We start from the raw sequence: 20,838 nt of genomic DNA on the forward strand, positions 1-20,838 counted from the left end.
CCGAGCAATGTGGAATGCCGGCAAGCCAAAATGCCATGCTCGCAAGGCGAATAGCTGCAATCGCAAACTGGCCTAAGTAAGTGCACAAGCTAAAACAGTTCTCGTCCATAGCAAATCCCTTTAATTGCCAGCCAATATAGCTTTGCGCGCGAGGCAAAAAGCTATTCGGCTACCCCAACTTGGTTCAAACTCAAACCTACTCAACCTTGCGCGCCAGCCATTTAGCCGTTCGTGCAAGGCAAATTGCTTCAATCGCAAAGCTGCCCGGGCAAGCGCGCAAGCAGAAACAGTGTTCGACAATGGCAAATTGCTTTAACCGCAAGCCACGATAACGTTGCGGGCCAGGTAAAAAGCGATTCGGCTAAACCAAATGGGCGCAACCCCAAACCTGAAAGCCTCGCGTGCAGGCTAATAAGCGATTCGCGCGAGGCTTGTGGCTTTGCCCTTAAGCAATTGGAGTGGCCCGTCAAGTGTTTGTTTCGTCAGGTGGATTGTAGCTGGTCTAACGGGTTCAAAATCCGCCTGACTTTGTATCGGCAGCTTGCTGGGGGTGATCAGAACAGGCTTAGGCCGCGGGTTCTAGGCGCTCCAGTAACTGCACTATTTGCAGATTGGCCTCGCGTAGTTGGCTAAAATCTGCGCTGTCGCCGTTTCTGCCGTCCAGCCGATGACGTTGGAGTTGTTCCGCCAGGATTTGTTGGCGGGCTTGGGCCCGCTCCAGTTGTTCCAGTAAACGCGCATCAATGCCGCGTTCGTGTTTGAGCCGTTCCAGCCATCTACCCAGATGCGATTTTTTCGAGTTCAGGATAGGCCAGCGTGCACTGCTGCCGGTTGGGGGATGCAGACATTGTTCCAGACGGCGCAACCAATACTGCTGCTGAAGTTTTAGTAATTCCAATTGGTTTTGCCAATTAGTCAGCGAAAGTCTGGCGCAATCGGTCCAGGCCTGAGGGTTGCGATAGCTGTTGACCCAAGCCAACACCGCGTCAGCCGGCATCGCTTCGGCGATGGCGGAGCCTTGGGCGATGCTGCACCCCAAATCGATCAGAAAAATCCCGTGTTCTATATCTTCCACGCCTTCGGCCACCGCTTCGCGTTTGAAGGCTTTAGCCAGCGCAATCACACTTTCGACGATGGCCATGTCATCCGGGTCGTCTATCATGTTGCGGACAAAACTCTGATCGATCTTTACCGTATTGATGGTCAAATGCCGCAAATGCGCCAGCGACGAATAACCGGTGCCGAAATCGTCGAGCGCACAGGGTACGCCCAGGTCGTGAAAGCATTGTTTCAGCGTCTCCCCCACCGAGATCAAATCCTCCAGTACGCTACTCTCCAGCACTTCCAATTCCAATTGCCAGGAAGGAATTTGCGGGTATTCCGTTAGTAAGGTTTCCAGGGTTTTGATGAAATCCGGCCATTGCAGATGGCGCGGGGATATGTTTACGCTCACTTGTAGATTCAGGCCGAGATCGTGCCAGACCTGCAATTGTTTAAAGGCTTGCCGTAGCACCCAGTTGCTCAGGTCAATTTCCAAGGTAGTGTTTTCCACTATGGGCAGAAATTCGGCCGGCGGCAACACGCCGCGTTGCGGATGGTGCCAGCGGATCAGTGCTTCTGCGCCGACCACTTCACCTGTCTTGATATTGACTCTGGGCTGGTAATACATGCAAAACTGGTTATCCATCAGCGCCTGGCCGACTTCGGCCAAGGCTTGCTCCAAACGGCTGAGACGATGATTGATACTGCTCGATTGTCCGGGCAAATGATCGTAAATCCGATAGCGGTTGCGGCCATCCAATTTGGCCTGATACATGGCTTGGTCGGCGTGGCGCAACAGAATATCCGGATCTTCCAAATCCAGCGGATAGATGGTCACGCCGCTACTGGCGGCAATCCGTACATGGCGGTTTTCCAACTCGAACGGTTCGGCCATGGCCTGATGAATGCGGGTCAAGGCATCTTCGCATTGCTGCACCGATTGCAAATTTTCAAATAACAACGCAAATTCGTCGCCGCCCAGCCGGCAAACCGTATCGCCTTCGCGCAGCTTTAACTTGATGCGTTTGGCTACTTCCACCAACAACTGGTCGCCGGTTTCGTGGCCGAAGTTATCGTTAACCTGCTTGAATCCGTCCAAATCCAGATAACACACCGCCAATAGCGATTCGGCGCGTTTGCTGTGGGCGATAGCCTGGGCAAAGCGGTCGGCAAATAGGGCGCGATTGGGCAATTGGGTGAGCGGATCGAAATGCGCCAGCACTTCCAGCGCCTGCTGCTGTTGTTTACTCTCGGTGATGTCCGAGAACAAGCCCAGATAATTGATGATATTGCCGGCGTCATCGCGCAAAGCCGAAACCGTTAACAGTTCGGCATACAAATCCCCATTTTTCCGCCGATTCCAGACTTCGCCTTGCCAATGCCCTGTCTGGTTTATGATCGCCCACATGGCTTCGTAAAACTCCGGCGCTTGCCGGCCGGATTTCAGAAAGCTGGGATTTTGTCCCAATGCTTCCTCGCGGCTGTAGCCGGTGATGTCCGTGAAGGCGGCGTTGACATCGATGATACAGGCGTTGAGGTCGGTAATGATGATGCCTTCGTGGGCGTCCGAAAAGACCCGCGCCGACAGCCGCAGTTTTTCCTCGGCCGCTTTGCGTTTACTAACATCATGGACAATCCCGCGCATCCGCACCGGTTTGCCGTTACCGTCCCGCTCGACCTGACCCACCGAGCGCATCCAGCGCTTTTCGCCGTTAGGGGTTTGGATACGGTACTCCACATCGTAATTGGCGCCGCGTTCAAGGTGCTCGCGGGTCGCTTCCAAAATTAAAGGCCTATCCTCCGGACAAACCACTTCCAGGAAATCATTCCAGGTATTGAGTGGCTTATGCGGAAAACCCAATTCAGTTGTGACGATTTCCGACCAGAACTGGCGGTTTTTCAACAAATCTGCTTCCCAAATACCGACGCCGCCATAGATTTGGCTGATCCGAAAGCGTTCTTCGCTCTCTTTTAGTGCCAGTTCGGTCTGTTTGCGCTCGGTAATATCCTGGACTAACACGACGAAACGGTCGGGGCCGGCTTTATAGCTATCGATGGCATACCAGCGGCCCAGATCGGTCACGCAGTTTTCAAAATGTTGCGGCTCGCCACTGGTATCCAGCCCGTCAAAACTGGCGATCCAGGCTCCCTCGGTGTTTGGCAACACCTGCTTCACGGTTTTGCCTATCCAGTTTTCGCGGGCAATGCCGGTCATTTTTTCAAAGGCCGGGTTAATATCCAGATAGCGATAATCGACGATTTTGCCGCTGTCGTCGCGTATTACCTGATGTAGCGCAAAGCCCAGCGACATATTGGTGTAAAGCCGCGCCAGGTCGGCCTCGCTACGTTTGCGAGCCTTGATTTCCTTACGCAGCCTGAACACCCAATAGACGAAAAACAACAGGGCCAGCAGCGCAACGGCGGCGGATCGCAATAGCGCGTCCAGTTGAATGCCTTGCTCGACCTTCAAAGCCATCCAGCGGTTAATAATGGCATCGTGTTCGGCTTGGCTGATACTGGACAGAGCTTTCTCCAGTAGCGACCGCAAGTGCGGCTGAGATGTGAGTGCGGCCATCCGGGTTTCGTTGAGGTAGCCTGGTTGGCCGGCAATTTGCAGATTCAATAAGCCTTGTTGTTTGATTGCGTAACTGGCGGAGGCCGCATCGCCGACGTATGCGGCCACTTTGCCTTCGGCCAGCAGATTAAGCGCTTCTTGCACCGAGGGGGCGGTCAGCAACTGTATCCCAGGGTAGTCTCTGCTCAGCAATTCCTGCACAAAATACCCTTGTTCGATGGCGACTCGTCTCCCCGTCAGTAGTGGCAGGGAATTGATATAACCACCGTTTTTGTCACCGATGATCACCGTAGGCGTACTGATATAGGGTTGGGTAAAACTCAGGTACTGCTCTCGGTCAGGGGTTTTGCTCGCCCCGGCGAGCATGTCCAGTTCGCCGCGTTTGGCCATGTCCAGCACCTCCTGCCAGGATTTGTCCATGATCAGCACGAACTTCACGCCCAATCTCTGCTCGATTAACTTGAGGTGTTCGGCAATCATGCCTTGATGCGCGCCAGCTGCGTCCAGCCATTCGTATGGTGGAAAATTCCTGTCTATGCCCACCCGAATTTCAGGATGTTCAGCCAGCCACTGCCGTTCCGCGTCGTTCAATTGCAAATTGGTGGATTGTCTGCCGCCGTAGACAAACTCATTGAGTTGGCCGTCGCTTATAGGACGTGCTAATTTCAGGTTGGCATAAATGTCGGCTACCCTGCGTAAGCGGGCAGTCTCTATCTGGCCTAGCGGGATGTAGTCCGGCATGATCAGCTTACGGGTTTCCTCGGCTTCAAAGCGCAGTTGCTCAGGACTAAGTTTGCTTGGGTATTGGTGTTGGATCAGCTCTATCAGCAAATCGGGATGAGACAGCGCATATTCCCAGCCTTTGAGGCTGGCCCGGAGGAAGCGCTCGGCGCGGCCGGGATGTTGCTGTAGCTCTTTGCGGCTGGTGAAAAGCAAGTCGCCGTAAAAGTCGATACCGTAATTTTGCGGATTGATAATGTTGAATTTGATACCGGCGGCGCGAAAGCTGAATGGCCGGTCGGTGATATAGCCGGACATCACATCGACTTTATCCGCGATAAAGTCGGCGTTGTTAAAGGTCTCGGCAACTTTTTGATAGCGGCTTTCGTTTAGATTGGCTTCGGCGAGTAAGGCGCGAATCTGGGCATTATTCTCGCCGACCACATCGTACATGATGCGCTTGCCGGCCATTTCATAAGGGCTGACGATGCCGGAAGCTTGTTTGCTGAACAGCACCAGCGCATCGTGCTGAAATAGGGCGGCTAGAGCCGCTATGGGCTTGCCGTTGGCATACTGGGCAATGATGCCGGAATCGCCGATGCCGTATTCGGCTCCCCCGGATGCGACCTGTTCTACGTAGTCTTGGTCAGGATTGCGCTCGCGTATCTCTACCTGCAAGCCTTCCTCGGCATAATAGCCTTGCTCGATAGCTGCGTAATAACCGGCAAATTGGAATTGGTGAAACCATTTCAATTGTAGCGCTACTGGTTCCAGCGGCTGGTTTGCTGCGGATGTGCCAGCGGTGCTGGACGTACAAAACAGTAAAAAAAATACCGAGGACAGTCCGAAAATGGTTTTTTTCATAAATGCCAGTCGTGGCCTGTTTTGAAAGTAGGGTTATTCTACAGCCAAAGGCAAACGGGCCAGGCGGATTTAGTCGGCTGTCGCGGAAGTGAACAACGATTGAAATTTATTTTTGCCGGCGTTGGATTTACGTTGCTGGGTGTGTGCCAGCGCCATTTTGGCTTCGTTTTGCAACTGGGTATCGGCAAATACTTGCTGTTTGCGCAGCGGGGCCTGGACGGCCTTGTGCAAATATTCCTCAGCTTCCGCGCTGCGATCCTGTTGCAGCAAATAATCGGCGTAGAAGTAATTGGCGTCGATACCGTTGGGGTTGATTTTCAAGCTGGCTTTCAACATTTGCTCCGCAAGCTGATTATCCCCAAAAGATACCGGCCAGCCAGGCACCATGTAATACAGCGTGCCCAGCGTGACATAGGCCGCGCCATCCAGCGCATTGGGATTTTGAGCAATGGCTTCTTCCAAGAGCGTCTTGGCGGTTTGCAGGCTGGATAAGGCGCTCAACGAAGATTGAAACGCCGCATTGGTGGCGATAATCGTCGCTTGCCAGATTTTCGGCTCTGCGGCGTTTGGGTAGCGTTTGGTTAATTCGGCGGCAGTTTCCAGCAATTGCGGATAAGTTTGTCTTTGCCGGGTTTCGTCGCTTTGATAATAAACGCTGGCCCACTCGCTTTCCAAACGGGCGATAGCGGTTGCCAGCTCCGATGCATGCAGCGGACCGGCAAAAAGTATCAATAAAACAACAAAAGTAGCTTTGCTCATACATTCAATATAGAGCATTGCATTTTGGATTTCAATACGTCCTTTAAATTATTGTTTTAACAAAGTATTGCCTGTCGCAAAAATTCGCTATGCGCCAGGCTTTAGTGAGGAAGGCTAGGTATGCATTTGTAGCGCTGTAGCGACTCTGCAAATATCTTGTCCCAGTTTTGCAACAAACGCCGCAAACCTCAGAAAACGGCAACTTTTATCGCCTATCTGGCTTATTGCCGCTTATTTATCCCAATCCTTGAACGGATGCTTGCAGAGATTATTGTTGTAATAGCGTATATCGTCGGTAACTTCCATGCCGACCCAGTCCGGCCTAACAAAGGCCTCTCCTACTGCCGACAATTCGATTTCAGCGACAATCAAACCTTGGTTATCGCCCATGAATTCGTCAATTTCCCAAACATGCCGGTCGCGATAGACAAAATGACGGATTTTTTCCACTAACGGCTTATGGCATAGCTCGTCGAGAATACTGTTGGCGTCATTCAACGGGATTTCATACTCAAACTCCTGACGATGGCTGCCGATAGTGGCGCTTTTGATATTCAGCCAAGCCTGCTTGTCGGAAATTCGCACGCGCACCGAACTGAGCGGGCTGCTGCTTAAATAGCCCTGTTTGTAGTGTACGGAATGATCAATTTCGCCGCGCCAGTCGTCGTTTGCCAGTAAAAACTTATGTTCAACCTCAAGTGCCATCGTTGTTTTCCTTAGATTAGGTAGTGTTAAGCAATAATTCTTTATTATAATGCTGGGTAATTAGGTTTGGGCGGTAAGCCCGCGCCTAATCACTGCTGCTGTTCAATCAATCTGGAGAATAAAGATGGCTTTTGAATTACCTGCATTACCGTACGCAAAAGACGCATTGGCGCCGCACATTTCCGCAGAAACGATCGAATTTCACTACGGCAAACATCACCAAACTTATGTTACCAACCTGAATAATCTGGTTCCCGGCACCGAGTTTGAAGGCTTGTCCCTGGAAGAGATCGTGAAAAAATCCTCTGGCGGCGTATTCAACAACGCAGCGCAAATTTGGAACCACACCTTTTATTGGAACAGCCTGTCTCCCAACGGCGGCGGCGCACCTACCGGTGGTTTGGCAAATGCCATTGACAGAACTTTCGGTTCTTTCGAGAAATTCAAAGAAGAATTCACCAAATGCGCGGTCACCACTTTCGGCTCTGGCTGGGCGTGGCTGGTGAAAAACGACAAAGGCGGCTTGGAACTGGTTAGCACCAGCAACGCCGGTTGCCCGTTGACCGCCGGCCAAACGCCGTTGTTAACTTGCGATGTTTGGGAACACGCTTATTACATCGATTTCCGCAATCTGCGCCCTAAATATCTGGAAGCGTTCTGGGCATTGGTTAACTGGGAATTCGCCAGCGCCAATTACGAAGCTTAAGCCTTAAAAGGCGCGGGCCGGCGTCCTCACAGGCCCGTCCGCGCCGCTTTTGCCAGACTGATTTCTCGCGCTTTTCAATACAAGACTGGCGCTAGCCTAGCTTAAAAAGCAGCAAGCCTCTACCTCGTCCTCTCCACCTATCGTTTCGACAACCAAGCTATCGCTATTATCAGCAAGGCAATACCTTAAGCAGTATTAGTCTATACCGAATAGCTGCGAAGTACTGTCACGGCTGTCTGGATTTTCCCGGCACGCCAAACAACAATATCAGCCAGAATATCATGCCGCTGCAGCAGCCGATTACCGCTCTTTGTGGCAAATTGAAGGCTTGATCGGGAGAGACAAAGCCTTCGATCAAACCGGCGAAAATCAGAAACGGAGTTACCGCAAGCAGTATTTTGCCGGCACTGATGCTGGTTTCCTGAAACGCTTGCAGTCGATTGCGGGCGCCGGGCCGTATCAGGGCTTCGCCGAGTTGCAAGCCCATCGCCCCGGCGATGATGATGACGCTCAATTCGACCACGCCATGGCCAATGATGAAGGCAAACAACCGCCCGTCCAACTGGTAAGCGGCGGTAAAGGCAAAGATTCCTCCCAGCATGAAACCGTTGAAGCCGATGATGTAGAGGGTGCCGACGCCGTAGAACGCCCCCAAGCCAAAAGCGAAGAGTGTCACCGTGATGTTGTTGGCGGCAATGCTAAGCGACAATACCGGGGACGGCGCGACGTTGAGCAGGCCGTCGGTCCATAATTCGCCTTTCTGAACGTGGTCTATCATCTTCGGCGAGGCCAGCAGACCGATCAAATCGGGATAGCTGCCAATCAGCCACCAGCCGCCGGCAATACCCAGCGCGAACAGCGCAAAGGCGCTGAAGATTGCGGTTTTCAATTCCCGCATCAGCCGCGGTATTTCCCAATGATATAAATCGATCAAACGCGCCAAAGGATGATTGGCGGGACGGTAGATTTCTTCGTGGGCTTTTAAGAACAGGTTTTCCAGGTAACGGGTAATCATGGCTTTGCCGTTTACCCGGCGCGACAAGGACAAATCGCTCAACAGGGCGCGATAGCCTGACAACAGCTGGCGGGCATCACTGATTTCCTGGTCGCGGCGGCTAGCCGTCAGTTTAAGAGTGTTTTCCAGGCTTTCCCATTGGCTTTTCCGGGCATTTAACCAATGGGACAGCGCTTGAGATGGGTTGTTTAACTGCTGCATCGCCGACTCAGGAGTTGCTTAACAAGCTTTTCAGAGCCCGTTTTAAGGCCTGTTCTTGCGTCTGTTTGCCACTTGCTTCAGGAATGTCGCGGCCGATTCGGCTTAAAAATTGTGTGGCGAACAAGATCCGGCGTTCGGAGGCCAGTTCGTCCCAGCGTTTCAACAGATCCAGCAGCAGGGTCTGATCGTCGCCGCTTAAACGGGAATGCAGGGTTAACGTGGAAATTTGCTGCAAGGAATGGGTCTTGTCGACGTTGTCATACACCAATACCAAGCCCGCCGCCAAATCGCCGATCCGCTGGTGTTTGCCGGTGAAGGCGACAACCACCAGGCCAAGAAAATAAAAGCCGGGTAGCGAGTCGATCAGGCGAAACACATTGCGCAACAACAGCGCGCCGATGCCGGGGGTATGCCCTTGTAAATCCACCAGGCGAACCCCGGTCATGCGCTTGCCCGGCGTTCGTCCGGCCATCAGGATTTCCAGCACCGGGTGATACAAAAAATATATCAGCAGGGTCGGCAAGATTAAAATCAGGCCGGTATAGCCGGGATGTCCCGGTTTAAACACGTTGCGCAGTTCTTCCCAGTTAAAAAACGCCACGCCGCAGATCGCAACCCAACTGATCGCCAACAACAGCCGTATATGCCAATCGATGACGAAGGCATAGGTACGTGCGCCCATTCCGGCAATTTCCAACTGGTAATCCATACCGTCTGCCGATTGTATGTGCAGATAATCCTGGAACGAACCGGGTTTATTCAGGGTGTTATTCATCATCTTATTAAAAACAGGTCAGTTGTTTACACAGGTTGGTACCGGGTATTTAGCATCAGGCTGCCGCGATGGTGTCGCGCTTGTTCCGGTAATAAGCCAGTATCTGCCGGTCCAGATTCTGTGCGGTGGCGCTGGTTACCGCTACGCCGCTGCCCTGTAAACGCTTGCGGGTCAACTCGCGGCCGCGCAGGTATTCGAGAATGGCGAATTTCCGATAAGGGTCCTGCCAATAGCGCCCGCTTTGTTTCAGATCATCGCCAATCGCCGGTTCATCCAGTGTGGCGACCAGGACTTGATGTTTGGCGGAAAGTAATTTCCCGGCTTGAACCAACTGCAAAGCGGCTTCCGGCTGTTCCAGTTCGGTCAGAAAAATTACCAGACCGCGCCGTTTCAGCAGTTGCTTGACCTCCAGTGCGGCATTCAGGGCATTGGCGTTCTCGTTAAAGACTGTGAGCCGGCTCAATAGCTGACGTATGGCCCGGACCGAGTTCATGCCGCCGGCCATCGGCGTTTTATCGACGGTTTGTTGGGCGTAGGCCAGACAGGCGATCCGGTCGCCTTGGTAGCTGGCAAATTCCGTCAATTTGGCGGCGACGTTGATGTAATGATGCAAGCGGTCCATGTGTTCGCTTTGCAGGCGGCTGCTCAAGCCGCAATCGATCAGCACCGCAATTTCCAGCAAATGTTCGCGCTCGAAATGCCGCACCATGGGCTTGCCGCGCCGGGCCGTGGCCTTCCAGTCTATGCTGCGCAAGGAATCGCCGCGCCGATACTCGCTTAAATCCAAAAACTCGACGCCGCTACTGCGAGCCTGGGCACTGCCGCGGCTACCAAGCTGCTGCATGCCGGACAGGTCTACAAAGTTGTTCAGCCGGGCGGGTTCTATCCGCATGGCGATGTCGTCGTCTATCCGCCGCGTCCACCAGCACAAGCCGAACGCGCCCAGCTGTTTTACATACAAACTGCCCAAGGAGGTGCCGCCCAAGCGGGTGGGCGTAATCGAAAACTGCCGGCTTTGGGTTTCATGCGCGCCCAGTAGCCAACGCTGCAGCGAGTTGTCGCCGACAATGGCGGCAGGGTAGTCGCTTTGGGTTTCGAAGCGGACCTTGGAACCGGCCCGGTTGCAGACTTGAATGCTGTAGTCGACTGACTCGCCCAGTGCCAAAGTGGGCGGAACTTGCCTGTGCAACTCGATATTGTCCGTCAACCTGAAGCGTTCCCAAGCCATCAGCGTTATCAGCAAGGCCGCCGGCCATCGCCAGAAACCTTGCAGCGGCTCGCCACTCCAGATTCCGATGATGGCTAGCAGAATAATCAAGCCGGCCAGCAGCAGTGTCAAACGCGATATTGACATTATTTCGCTTCCGCACTGCGGGGAACGGCGACCTGATTTTCGATTTCCCGGTAGATTTGGATGGCGGAGTAACCTTCCAGCATGGCTTCGGAACTGAGCAGTAAACGATGCCCGACTACCAGCGGCGCGACCGCTTTGATGTCATCGGGGATCAGGAAATCGCGGCCGTCCAGCACCGCTTCCACCCGTGCGCAGCGCATCACGGCAAGTGCGCCGCGGGTCGACAGGCCCAGGCTTAAACGCGGATGGTTACGGCTGGCTTCCGCCAGCATGATGGCATAATGGTACAAACAGTCTTCAACGTGAACAGCGGCGGCCTCTTGGCGCGCTTGCCGCAGCAGCGTTTCCGGCAGGGCTTGGATTTGTTGCAACGCCGTGCTGTGCCCGCCGCCCGGTTTATCGTAGTGCCTGAGCACCGCCACCTCCGCCGGCAGTTGCGGATAGTTAATGTCCAGACGCACCAAAAAGCGATCCAGTTGCGATTCCAGCAAGGGATAAACGCCCTCGAAATCGAAGGGGTTTTGAGCGGCAATCAGAAAAAAGTTTTCTGCTAGCGGATAGGTTTTTCTATCCAGCGTCACCAGTTTTTCTTCCATTGCTTGCAACAATGCCGATTGGGTCTTGGGGCCGGCGCGGTTGATTTCATCAACCAGCACCACTTCGTTAAACAAGGGGCCGGGGACGAATTCGAAACTGTTAGCCTCGGTGTTGAAGATATGCAGGCCGGTAATATCGGACGGCATCAGATCGGCGGTGCCTTGGATGCGCCCGAAACTGCCGCTCATCAATTGCGCCAGTGATTTGGCCAACAGGGTTTTCCCCAGGCCCGGCGCACCTTCCAGCAGCACATGGCCGTCGGCAATCCAGGCGACGACCAAGCCGTGCAGCACCTCATCCATGCCGAATACCACCTTGCCTATTTGTTGCCGCAGGTGGAGATTCAAATTTTGCGCTGCGTTGTTGCTCATAGCGTGACTGTCCTGATGTAAGTAATAGTGTTGGATAAACGCAGTAATGAAAGACGTTGTTTGGCTAACGCCCGTTTTAGTAGTGTGATCTGATCGTTGCTTACCCGGCTATGCTGTTCCAGCCAAAGCCAGACTTCCGCTTCGCTGCGCATTCCCCGCCGAGCATGAATATCCGCCAGCAGATGCTTGACCAGGGCCTCGGCCAATACAGGCTGGTTCAGGCGGCGCGCGAAAAATTCGGCGTTAACCTTGATGAAGTCCCGGGTGGATAGTTGACTGCCGGCTTGGCGCACCGGCGCCAGGCGGCTGGTGTAGCCGGCCACGTAAAGCAGCCAGAATATGCCAAAGCACCACAAGGTTTGATGTAGCCGTTGGTCTTTAAAAAAGTGCTCGGGATCGTACAGTTCGGACAAGCCGAAATGGTAATCGTCGAACAACAATCGGCCTGCCGGCGCCAGCGATTGCTTGAGCAAATTGCCGATAAACCGGGCGTTGTCTGCTTGCCCCAACCGCTGGTTACTAAACAAATCCGGGGTCAGCAGCAACACGATCCGGCCGGCGCCGGCATTCATCCACCAGGCGGTGGTGAGATGGCTATCGCGCTCGGACAGCAAGCGCAGCGAGAGATTCTCAGGTTCGCTGCCGCTCAGCGTCCATGCGGCTTTTAACAAGTCTGCCGAGGTTTGGGTCTGTAGGCTGGTGACGCCCTGCAGCAGAGGGTGCGAGGATTGAGCAAGCAATTGGCTGTCTTGAGGGAGAGCGCCTTTGAGGCTGTTTTGTAGGGTGTTTAGGGTACTTTGCAGGGTTTTATCCGTCTGTGTTTCCGGGGTGTTTGGCTCGTCTTGTTGATCTGCGGAATCCAGGATCCAGTCGTAGCGTGACAAAAGTTCCTTAACATCGCAAAAGCAATTCTCGGCAGCGGCCCAGCCCGGGTGTTGATACACGGCGCCTAGAACGATCAGCGTGTTGCCTTGCTCCAGCCAGTCCGCCAGCGCCGGCCACTCCGTTTCTCGGATTTCTTTGGAAGCTGGCATGCTGGCAATCAGCACATTGCCGCGCTCCGGAAGGGTTTTGTCCTTATGCAGATCGCTGTAGCGTTTGCGAAAACTGACGACATTCAGTCCTTCGCGTTGTAGCCAGGTAAAAAGCCCTTTCAGACCATCTGCTCCGCGGTCTTCGCTGGTCGGTAGCGATAGCGGCTTTTGCGCATCGGGATGGCGCGGCGACAACAACAAAATCACCAGCGCCAATGCCGCCAGTGCGGTTAGAAGGGTAATCAGGCGTTCTTTCATGAGCGCAAATTGCCCAATAGCGCCTGCACCTCGCGCCGGTAATTGCCGACCAAGTCCGCATCAACAGGGCGATGGCCGTAAAGCAAGGGTTCGGCTTGGCGGACCAAACGGGAAAATGCCGAATCCGCTTGTCGGGCTTGTTGTTGAAAATGACTAACGAGTTGCCGATGGGTCAGGCTGGGGTCGGCCGGAAGCAGTTGGCGCTGGATTAGTGCGTTTATCAGTTGCGCCAGCAATGCGCCGATTTGCTCTTGCGGTGTTAAGGTCTTAATCGCCGGATGCGAAGCCGATGATTGCGTTTCAGCCAGCTTACCGGCGGGAGTGACGGGCTGGCGCTTGCCGGAAAATTTGCGAAAAACCCCGGCCTGATACAACTCGCTAATCACCAGCCAGGCCGATAGTGCCAGCAATAAGGCAATCGACACGTAGATGATAATCTCTGCCGCTTGTTGCGATGGCTTCAAGGCCGCCAGCCAGCGCTGCAACTGCTGGTATTGGTCTTCATGGTCCGCCGGCTTGAGGCTATTCAGCCAGTTCAGGACGGCTTGCCACCAATTCGCTTGCGAGTCGTCGGTTGGCGTGATCAAAATTTCAGCTAACAATAGCGTCAGGCCTTCCTGGCGGATGGTCCCAGAATTATTCAGGCTGTCGGCTAAAAGCGCCAGTTGCGTGGCGCTAACGTCGGCAGTTAATGGTGGATCGAAACTGGTCAGCAGGCCCTGGTTTGCCAATTCCTTGAACAGAGCCGGACAGTGTTTTTTTATATCTAGCTGTTGCCCGGATTGTTGCCGGGCAAGGTTCAGGCAGGCTTGTAAGCTGTTGTCTTGCGCCTGGGATGAGCCGGCCAGACACAACAGCAGTAAAGCAGCAAACCGCATTATCTGCCTAGGCGAGAGGCAAGGTCGCTGCCCGATTTACGCAACTTTAAGTCGTGAAACTGCACGTAACCCAGCGCGAAAAAATAGGGCATGAAAAACACCGACAATAAATTCATCAAAATCTGCATCAAGACTTGATTGTCTGCCGGCGCCAGAAAAGCCATCAAAAACCCCAGCGCAAACATCACTGCCATCCAGATGATCATCGGTACGGTAAAGATTGTCGCAGTCCGCCACCAATGTCCCCAAACCAAAGAGTGGCTGGCTCTAAGAGCTCTATAGCCGCCAAGGCCGTCGATGACGATGAAATAGAGATAAAACATCAGCGATAAGGTCAAGATCAAGCCCGGTATCAGTAGCAGGATATAGCCCACGATTATCACAACCATGTACAGGAACGCGGCGAGGAACATAGAGGGAAAGGCTCTGAATCCGGCCGTTATCGCTTCGGAAAAACTGTCTTCCCGTTCATTGGTCAGATTATCCAAGCGGTAAATAAGGGCGGCATAGAGCACGAAAGACACCAAGGAGAAAACAATGACAAACGCTAATATCAGTAACAGGTTCTCAGACAATAATTCCAGCGCCGCAGTCTGTGGTGCGGCCGGATCGGGCTGCAAAGTCGCAGTCAGCAAACCCATGGCGATATACAGCACGGCAAGTATTGAAAGAATGCCCCATAGTCTGCTGAAGCAGGCCGAGTAAAGTTTGATACTGGCATCCAAAATTTTCGCAATACTGGCGGGTTCAGTGGCTAATAGTCGCATGAGTAAATTCCTAAATTGAAGGTTGCGGAGCTTGGCTCCCGCTAAATGTTCGAAAACAAATTGTGATAGCCGTTAGGAAGCGAAGTATAGACAATTAATTCTGAATTGGTCTATGCGTAAATGTCCTGAATAGCAGGCGCCGAAGCCCTAGCACAGCAGGGACTCCACTCGGTCGGTCCGCCTTGACTGATTTGATCGGAATACGCAAATCACTATGGAGTGGCCGCCGGCATCATTACGCCGACGGCTTAATGCCAGAAAGTGATAAGAGGGTCTTGTGCTAAATCACCTGAGGAATAGCAGAGCGGGGACTATTTATTCCGAAAAAAGGCTTCTAACGCCTTTGCCCGGTCGGCACCCACTATTTGCGCGTGCGGGCGACTTTCGATTAGTTGTATATAAGCTTCAATGCCCGGAATATGCGTATTCACCAAATTCTCCCCGTAGATTTTTTGGGTGGCAAAGCCCACCAATTGCAGATGCGGCCAAGCCACGATGTCTGCCGTACTAAAACGGTCGCCCAGGGCATAGGGCGATAATTTCAGCAGTTTGGCTAAGCCCTTTAACCCGGTATCGAGCTTGGCTCTGACTTCGTCCTTGGTTTCTGCCGATACGGTGTTGCCGAACAGAAACTCCCCATACAGGCGGCGCGCAATCAGTTCGACGTTCAATTCAAGATGTTGGATAAACTCCCGGCATTTGCCGCGCTCATAAGCATCGGCCGGATACAGCGGATGTTCCGGAAATGCATCTTCCAGATACTCCAGTATCGCTTGCGATTCGGATAGATAACCGTCGTTGGTTTTGATGAACGGGACTTTTCCCAACGGCGAACGCAGTAACAATTCTTCGCTCTGGCTGGGTGGGGTAAACTCTTCGATGAATGCTATATCCTTTTCCATCAACGCAAATTTGACTTTGTTGTAATAGTTGCTGATTGCCACGCCGTACAAAGTAATCATCGAATAATCTCCAGTAGTTGAATTAAAGACTGCGCTATAACAGACCGGTCAGTCTATTGAAATAATACATACCGGTCTGTATAGTTGCAAGCTGTTTTTTCCAGGTACTTAAATTATGGCCCGTAATCTCCAAGATCACATTTTGCAAACTGCCTCTGCGTTGTTTTACAGCCAAGGCATCAAGGCCACCGGTGTCGATGCAATAGTAAAAGCCGCCGGCACCACCAAAATGAGTCTGTATAAGTACTTTCCGTCAAAAGACGATCTAGTCTTGGCGCATCTAAGCAAAAGCCGGGAGGCCATGCTGAATCGTATCCTTATCGGTATGGAACAGCGCGCCAGCGAACCCAAGCAAAAGTTGCTGGCGGTGTTTGCGGTATTCGATGAATTATCATCCAGCCCGGAGTTTCGTGGCTGCCCGTTTATCAATGCCGCTGCCGAATTTGCCGAGGCCGCCAATCCTGTTCAACGGGCCGCCGCCGAGTTTTCCGACACCTTTCAACAAGTATTGACAGATTTAGCCCGACAAGCCGGCGCGCGGGATCCGGAAGCACTGTCCCAACAATTGGCAATGCTGATTTCCGGGGCCATGGTTAGCGAACAGAGACGCCGAGAATCCGGGGCAATGCGCACCGCCGCCGCCGCAGCGAAAGTCCTGATCGAGCAAAGTTTAGCCTGCGCAGAATAAACGTAGCCCGGGCAGCTGGCTGTGTCGTATAGAGCGGTAAGCCGGCAACTACCTTACAATATGGCTACCTTAGGCCTCACCCGGAGGTCCCATCATTCTTTGGACTTAAGCGCATTTGAGCTCACTACGCCAACTCGTCTCCCAAACCGCCATCTACGGTCTCAGCAGCATCGTCGGCCGTTTTTTGAATTATCTGCTGGTGCCGCTGTACACCTACACCTTCAGCGCCGGCGAATACGGCGTGGTCTCCGAGTTTTACGCCTATGCCGGATTTTTTGCGGTGTTGTTGGTGCTAGGTTTGGAGACCGGTTATTTCCGCTTTCGGCAGCGGCCGGAGTTTAGCGGCGATGAGGTTTACCGCGGCGCTTTAAGCTTTTTGCTGATCGCCAATCTCGGCTTCATCGCGGCAATCTACTATTGGCAACAGCCATTGGCCGACTGGCTGCAATATCCGCGACATCCGGAGTATTTGCTGTGGTTCGGTTGGATTCTGGCGCTGGATGCCCTGTCGGCACTGCCGTTTGCCCGATTGCGCGCCGAGAACCGGGCCTGGCGTTTCGCCGGCATCAAAATGACCGAGATATTCATCGCCATCGGCTTGAATCTTTTGTTTTTGCTGGTCTGGCCGAAGCTGAATACTTTATGGCCGGATAGCGAGCTGGCCGCTTATTACGACCCTAAACTGGGCGTGGGTTACATATTTTTAGCCAATCTGGCCGCCAGTGTTTGCAAGCTGCTGCTGTTACTGCCGCAATTTCGCGCGGTGCGCTTCCAGCTCGACCCGCGCGTGCTCAGGCCCATGCTGCGTTACTCGCTGCCCATGGTCATCATCGGCTTTGCCGGCATGGTCAACGAAATGCTGGATAGGGCGATTCTGAAAGTCTTGCTGCCTTACGATTTACCCACCAACCTGAAGATGCTGGGCATTTACGGCGCCTGCTACAAGCTGTCGATTTTGATGAGTTTGTTCGTGCAGGCCTTTCGCTACGCCGGCGAACCGTTTTTCTTTTCCTATGCCGGTCGTGCCGACGCCAAACGCGCTTATGCACTAGTGATGCAGTATTTTGTGATTGCCGGAGTGTTTATTTTTTTAGTGGTGATGCTGTTCATCGACCTGTTCAAATATTTTATCGGCGAGGAGTATCGAGTGGGCCTGGAGGTGGTGCCGATATTACTGATGGCTAATTTGCTGCTGGGGATCTATGTCAATCTGTCAGTCTGGTACAAACTGAGCGACCGCACCGGCTTGGGCGCCTGGGTATCGCTGGCCGGAGCAGGTCTGACGATTGTTTTGAATATCTGCTGGATACCGGTTTGGGGCTATGTCGGCTCGGCGTGGGCAACGCTGGCTTGTTATTTGTTTATGGTGGTTTGCTCTTGGGCTTTGGGCCGGCACTATTATCCGGTGAGCTATCCGCTCTTCAAGATCACCGGTTATTTTGCATTGGGTTTGGCGCTATATTTTGCCAACCGCTACGTGTTGGATAGCTATCAGGTGAATGTCTGGCTGGCCGGTAGCCTGGGCTTGTCTACGTATATAGGCATTGCGGCTTGGCTGGATGTCAGGCCGATATTACAAAGGCGGCGTAGCGCTTAAGCTTTCGGCAACTGTTCGACATAAGCAGACCTCAACCGAGTGGCCTGCAAAATCTTGCTACGCCGCTCGGCAGCCTGCTGCAAAAACAGTTCGCGAGTCTGCGTATCCGCGCTAGACCACAGGCGGATTTCATCCAGTGAGCGGTAACAGCCCAAGCAAATATCGTCGTCGTTCAGACAACAGTTACGGACACAAGGCGATGCCGGGAAGTTTGCGGAGTTAATCATTTCATGTCCAATGTTTCACTGAAAAACTGCTGAGCCTGTTCGACATCCCGGCTGATTTGCAGTTTCAATTCGCTCAGCGAGGCAAAACGGATTTCGTCGCGCAGCTTCTTTTTAAAATGCACTTCCACGTAATGCCCATAAATGTCTTGATTGAAGTTGAATAAATGCGTTTCCAAGACCACTTTAGCGCCACCGTCGAAGGTGGGGCGGGTGCCGACATTGGCGACCCCTTGGTACTCGTTGCCATTCAAGCCGGTCATCGTCACCGCGAATACGCCGACGACGGGGGTATTCTTTCTAAACATTCTGACATTGGCCGTAGGAAAGCCCAACTCCCTGCCGCGCTTGTCGCCGTGCGCCACCCGGCCGCAGACCGAATAATCCCGGCCCAGCATCAGCGTGGCCTGCGCCAATTGGCCTTCGCCCAGGGCATCGCGAATCAGCGTGCTGCTGACTCGCAAACCGGCCAGCTCGAAAGAATGGCTATCTTCCACCGCAAAACCATACTCCTGACCGCGATGCTGCAACAGCGCAAAATTGCCGCGCCGCGCCTTACCAAAGTGAAAATCGTCCCCGACCACCAAATGCTTGACGCGCAAGCGCTCGACCAAAATGTCGCGAATGAAATGCTCCGCATCGCAATCGGCCAGGCTGCGGTTAAAGGGTAAAACCAGCAATTCATCGACCGGTAATTTAGCAAACTGAATGGTTTTTTCGCGCAACCGGGTCAGTCTGGACGGTGCGTGGTCGCCGAGGAAATACTCCAACGGTTGAGGTTCAAAGACCATTGCCACCGTTGGCAAATTCAACCGCCGGCCATGCTCGGCCAGCTTTTCGATGACCAACTTGTGCCCAAGATGCAGACCGTCGAAGTTGCCTATGGTCAACACGCAGCCGTCGCGTAACGGCTCAAGATGATTTAAACCCCTGATTAGGCGCATGATGGCTGTCTGACTAAAAAGCCTAATTCTATCAGTAACCACCGCTGAGCGACCATGCCGGCTGTTGCCCGTGCATGGGGCGGCAGTAAATTTCGTCTTGCCGCGTCATGGTTTTCCACCGAATATAAGCCACCCTAATTCTCCGGCATATCCGACATGACAACGATAAACAGCATTTGCATCTATTGCGGCTCCAGTCCCGGCCGGCTTGATGCGTATGGCGAGGCCGCGCAGGCGCTGGCCCAAGCCCTGGTCAGCCGCAACATCCGCTTGATTTATGGCGGCGCCGGCATCGGCATCATGGGCACGGTGGCGGATCAGGTGTTAAAGCTCGGCGGCCAAGCCATTGGCGTTATACCCAAAGCCTTGGCGCACAAGGAGGTCGCCCATCCCAACCTCACCGAATTGCACGTCACCCAATCCATGCACGAGCGAAAAATGCTGATGGCCGAACTGGCGGACGGCTTTATCGCGCTACCCGGCGGCATCGGCACGCTTGAAGAGTTATTCGAGATTTGGACCTGGGCGCAGCTTGGCTTTCATCAAAAACCCTGCGGCGTATTAAACGTGGCGGGCTATTACGATGCCTTGATTAATTTTCTGGACCACGTCGCGGCGGAGCAATTCGTCAAACCGCATCACCGCGGCATGTTAATGGTCGAGTCCGACCCAAATTTGTTGCTGGACCGCTATGTCAGTTACCAGGCGCCTGCCGTAAAACAGTGGGTCAGTAAAGACGACACCTGAGCAATCGCAGCCAGTCTGCGTCAGGGCTATTTTTATGCAGATTGAGAGTTTGCGGTCTTGGACTATCATCGACACTACGTAACAGGCGATTTTTAGGGTTTGATGAATATGGCTAAGGTAAACGGCAAGAAATTGAATCGCAGAGTGGCTTTTCGCATCCACGAGCAAGCCAATCTGTTCTATCGCAAGCTTGATCATGATGGACAAATGCAAGCGCCGGAAAATTTCCATGATTTACTCGGCAACAGCAATCCGCCCGATACCGTCTCGCCTCAAGCGCTACCCGATTCGCAAAGCAGGGAAAACGACACGCTCAACGTCAATATCAGCGCCAGCGGTATCGCTTTTACTGCACAAGAGCCGCTGCAAGCCGGCGATTATCTAATGCTGCGAATATTGCTGTTATCCAATATGACCGCAATCATGACCTGCTGTAAGGTGGTGTATTGCAAGCCCAGCAACCCTTACGAAAACGACCGTTATCCGTATTTAATCGGCGCCCAATTCGTCAATTTGACGCCTGAAGACACGGCGCTGTTAAACAAGCATATCGACAAAACCAAAACACAACAGCGGGCCGTGAACGGCCTGCTGTTAAGCCTGGCCTTATTAATTCTGGCAATGCCGGATGCCGCATTCGGGCTGCTGATGGGCCTGATCCATCATGTTTTCGAAGTGGTTTTGCATGTGGCGCACTTGATGTTTGAGTACGCCGAATACAATCTGGACCATGTCATAGAACATGCATTCCATACCGATACGCATACTACCCAAGTCATCGTTTTTTACATTCTGTGTACGCTAGGCCTGGTTGGCTTGTACTTCATTTGGCGCATTATTCCCCGGAATTGTCGGCGGGCCGGCAATAGCTTTATAGCCTTCTGGTGCCGCAAAAAAGCCAGTTGTCTTTATTTTTGGGGCGAGCAAGCGCTGGTGGATAAGATCAAGATTGTCGGAATCGGCGTTATAGCTGTGAGCGGCTATGCCTATTTTGGGATGTAGGGGCTATGGTTTGCCCCTGAATTAGGCTGGACCGACATAACAGCCCAGCCCTGT

General features: G+C 53.2%; 18 protein-coding genes. 5 read left to right on the forward strand and 13 right to left on the reverse strand.

Annotated elements, in window-relative coordinates; all coding sequences use genetic code 11:
- Window positions 1-565: 565 nt before the first annotated feature.
- The 3 genes from ACWAU0_RS07460 to ACWAU0_RS07470 all read right to left on the reverse strand — a co-directional run bounded on the left by ACWAU0_RS07460 (window position 566) and on the right by ACWAU0_RS07470 (window position 6,664).
- Window positions 566-5,200: an EAL domain-containing protein gene (locus tag ACWAU0_RS07460; protein ID WP_458138809.1), complete on the reverse strand. Its 4,635-nt coding sequence runs from the start codon at window positions 5,198-5,200 to the stop codon at window positions 566-568.
- Between the two features lie 69 nt (window positions 5,201-5,269).
- Window positions 5,270-5,959 (reverse strand): tetratricopeptide repeat protein, encoded by a 690-nt coding sequence (locus tag ACWAU0_RS07465; protein WP_171697112.1) that lies wholly within the window; start codon window positions 5,957-5,959, stop codon window positions 5,270-5,272.
- 231 nt (window positions 5,960-6,190) lie between these two features.
- On the reverse strand, window positions 6,191-6,664 hold the full coding sequence (locus tag ACWAU0_RS07470; RefSeq protein WP_319962136.1) for a CYTH domain-containing protein: 474 nt from the start codon (window positions 6,662-6,664) through the stop codon (window positions 6,191-6,193).
- Window positions 6,665-6,788: 124 nt separating this feature from the next.
- Here ACWAU0_RS07470 and sodB point away from each other — a divergent pair, with 124 nt between their 5' ends.
- Window positions 6,789-7,370 carry a superoxide dismutase [Fe] gene (gene sodB, locus ACWAU0_RS07475; RefSeq protein ID WP_458138810.1) on the forward strand — a complete coding sequence of 194 codons (582 nt, stop codon included), beginning with the start codon at window positions 6,789-6,791 and terminating at the stop codon, window positions 7,368-7,370.
- A 226-nt stretch (window positions 7,371-7,596) separates the two neighbouring features.
- Here sodB and ACWAU0_RS07480 read toward each other — a convergent pair whose 3' ends face one another.
- From ACWAU0_RS07480 to ACWAU0_RS07515, 8 genes are all read right to left on the reverse strand, one after another.
- Window positions 7,597-8,586 carry a stage II sporulation protein M gene (locus tag ACWAU0_RS07480; RefSeq protein WP_458138811.1) on the reverse strand — a complete coding sequence of 330 codons (990 nt, stop codon included), beginning with the start codon at window positions 8,584-8,586 and terminating at the stop codon, window positions 7,597-7,599.
- Window positions 8,587-8,593: 7 nt separating this feature from the next.
- On the reverse strand, window positions 8,594-9,364 hold the full coding sequence (locus tag ACWAU0_RS07485; RefSeq protein WP_101052851.1) for an RDD family protein: 771 nt from the start codon (window positions 9,362-9,364) through the stop codon (window positions 8,594-8,596).
- 52 nt (window positions 9,365-9,416) lie between these two features.
- Window positions 9,417-10,715, reverse strand: coding sequence for a DUF58 domain-containing protein (locus ACWAU0_RS07490; protein WP_101052849.1), 1,299 nt, complete (start codon window positions 10,713-10,715; stop codon window positions 9,417-9,419).
- Window positions 10,715-11,683: an AAA family ATPase gene (locus ACWAU0_RS07495; RefSeq protein ID WP_101052847.1), complete on the reverse strand. Its 969-nt coding sequence runs from the start codon at window positions 11,681-11,683 to the stop codon at window positions 10,715-10,717. The genes ACWAU0_RS07490 and ACWAU0_RS07495 overlap by 1 nt, the downstream gene beginning before the upstream one ends.
- Window positions 11,680-12,975: a DUF4350 domain-containing protein gene (locus tag ACWAU0_RS07500; protein ID WP_101052845.1), complete on the reverse strand. Its 1,296-nt coding sequence runs from the start codon at window positions 12,973-12,975 to the stop codon at window positions 11,680-11,682. Before ACWAU0_RS07500 ends, ACWAU0_RS07495 begins: the two co-directional genes overlap by 4 nt.
- Complete coding sequence (locus ACWAU0_RS07505) at window positions 12,972-13,853, reverse strand: DUF4129 domain-containing protein (protein WP_101052843.1); 882 nt, start codon at window positions 13,851-13,853, stop codon at window positions 12,972-12,974. Before ACWAU0_RS07505 ends, ACWAU0_RS07500 begins: the two co-directional genes overlap by 4 nt.
- Window positions 13,853-14,620, reverse strand: coding sequence for a YciC family protein (locus ACWAU0_RS07510; protein WP_101052841.1), 768 nt, complete (start codon window positions 14,618-14,620; stop codon window positions 13,853-13,855). The genes ACWAU0_RS07505 and ACWAU0_RS07510 overlap by 1 nt, the downstream gene beginning before the upstream one ends.
- Window positions 14,621-14,931: 311 nt before the next feature.
- Window positions 14,932-15,582: a glutathione S-transferase family protein gene (locus ACWAU0_RS07515; protein ID WP_458138812.1), complete on the reverse strand. Its 651-nt coding sequence runs from the start codon at window positions 15,580-15,582 to the stop codon at window positions 14,932-14,934.
- A 115-nt stretch (window positions 15,583-15,697) separates the two neighbouring features.
- On the opposite strand from ACWAU0_RS07515, the gene ACWAU0_RS07520 reads away from it, so the two are divergent.
- Both ACWAU0_RS07520 and ACWAU0_RS07525 read left to right on the forward strand, forming a co-directional pair.
- Window positions 15,698-16,270: a TetR/AcrR family transcriptional regulator gene (locus ACWAU0_RS07520; RefSeq protein WP_319962132.1), complete on the forward strand. Its 573-nt coding sequence runs from the start codon at window positions 15,698-15,700 to the stop codon at window positions 16,268-16,270.
- Between the two features lie 115 nt (window positions 16,271-16,385).
- Window positions 16,386-17,867, forward strand: a complete 1,482-nt coding sequence (locus ACWAU0_RS07525; protein WP_319962131.1) for an oligosaccharide flippase family protein — start codon at window positions 16,386-16,388, stop codon at window positions 17,865-17,867.
- Here the strand turns inward: ACWAU0_RS07525 and ACWAU0_RS07530 are convergent.
- Complete coding sequence (locus tag ACWAU0_RS07530; RefSeq protein WP_319962130.1) at window positions 17,864-18,094, reverse strand: DUF1289 domain-containing protein; 231 nt, start codon at window positions 18,092-18,094, stop codon at window positions 17,864-17,866. The two genes, ACWAU0_RS07525 and ACWAU0_RS07530, sit on opposite strands and share 4 nt — an antisense overlap.
- A complete protein-coding gene (gene ribF / locus ACWAU0_RS07535; RefSeq protein WP_319962128.1) occupies window positions 18,091-19,035 on the reverse strand; it encodes a bifunctional riboflavin kinase/FAD synthetase in 945 nt (314 codons plus the stop codon). Before ribF ends, ACWAU0_RS07530 begins: the two co-directional genes overlap by 4 nt.
- A gap of 156 nt (window positions 19,036-19,191) precedes the next feature.
- Here ribF and ACWAU0_RS07540 point away from each other — a divergent pair, with 156 nt between their 5' ends.
- Window positions 19,192-19,782: an LOG family protein gene (locus tag ACWAU0_RS07540; RefSeq protein WP_458138813.1), complete on the forward strand. Its 591-nt coding sequence runs from the start codon at window positions 19,192-19,194 to the stop codon at window positions 19,780-19,782.
- 108 nt (window positions 19,783-19,890) lie between these two features.
- Complete coding sequence (locus tag ACWAU0_RS07545) at window positions 19,891-20,784, forward strand: PilZ domain-containing protein (protein WP_458138814.1); 894 nt, start codon at window positions 19,891-19,893, stop codon at window positions 20,782-20,784.
- Window positions 20,785-20,838: the final 54 nt, after the last annotated feature.

The sequence above is a fragment of the Methylomonas sp. Uni0009 genome (genome assembly GCF_054188105.3).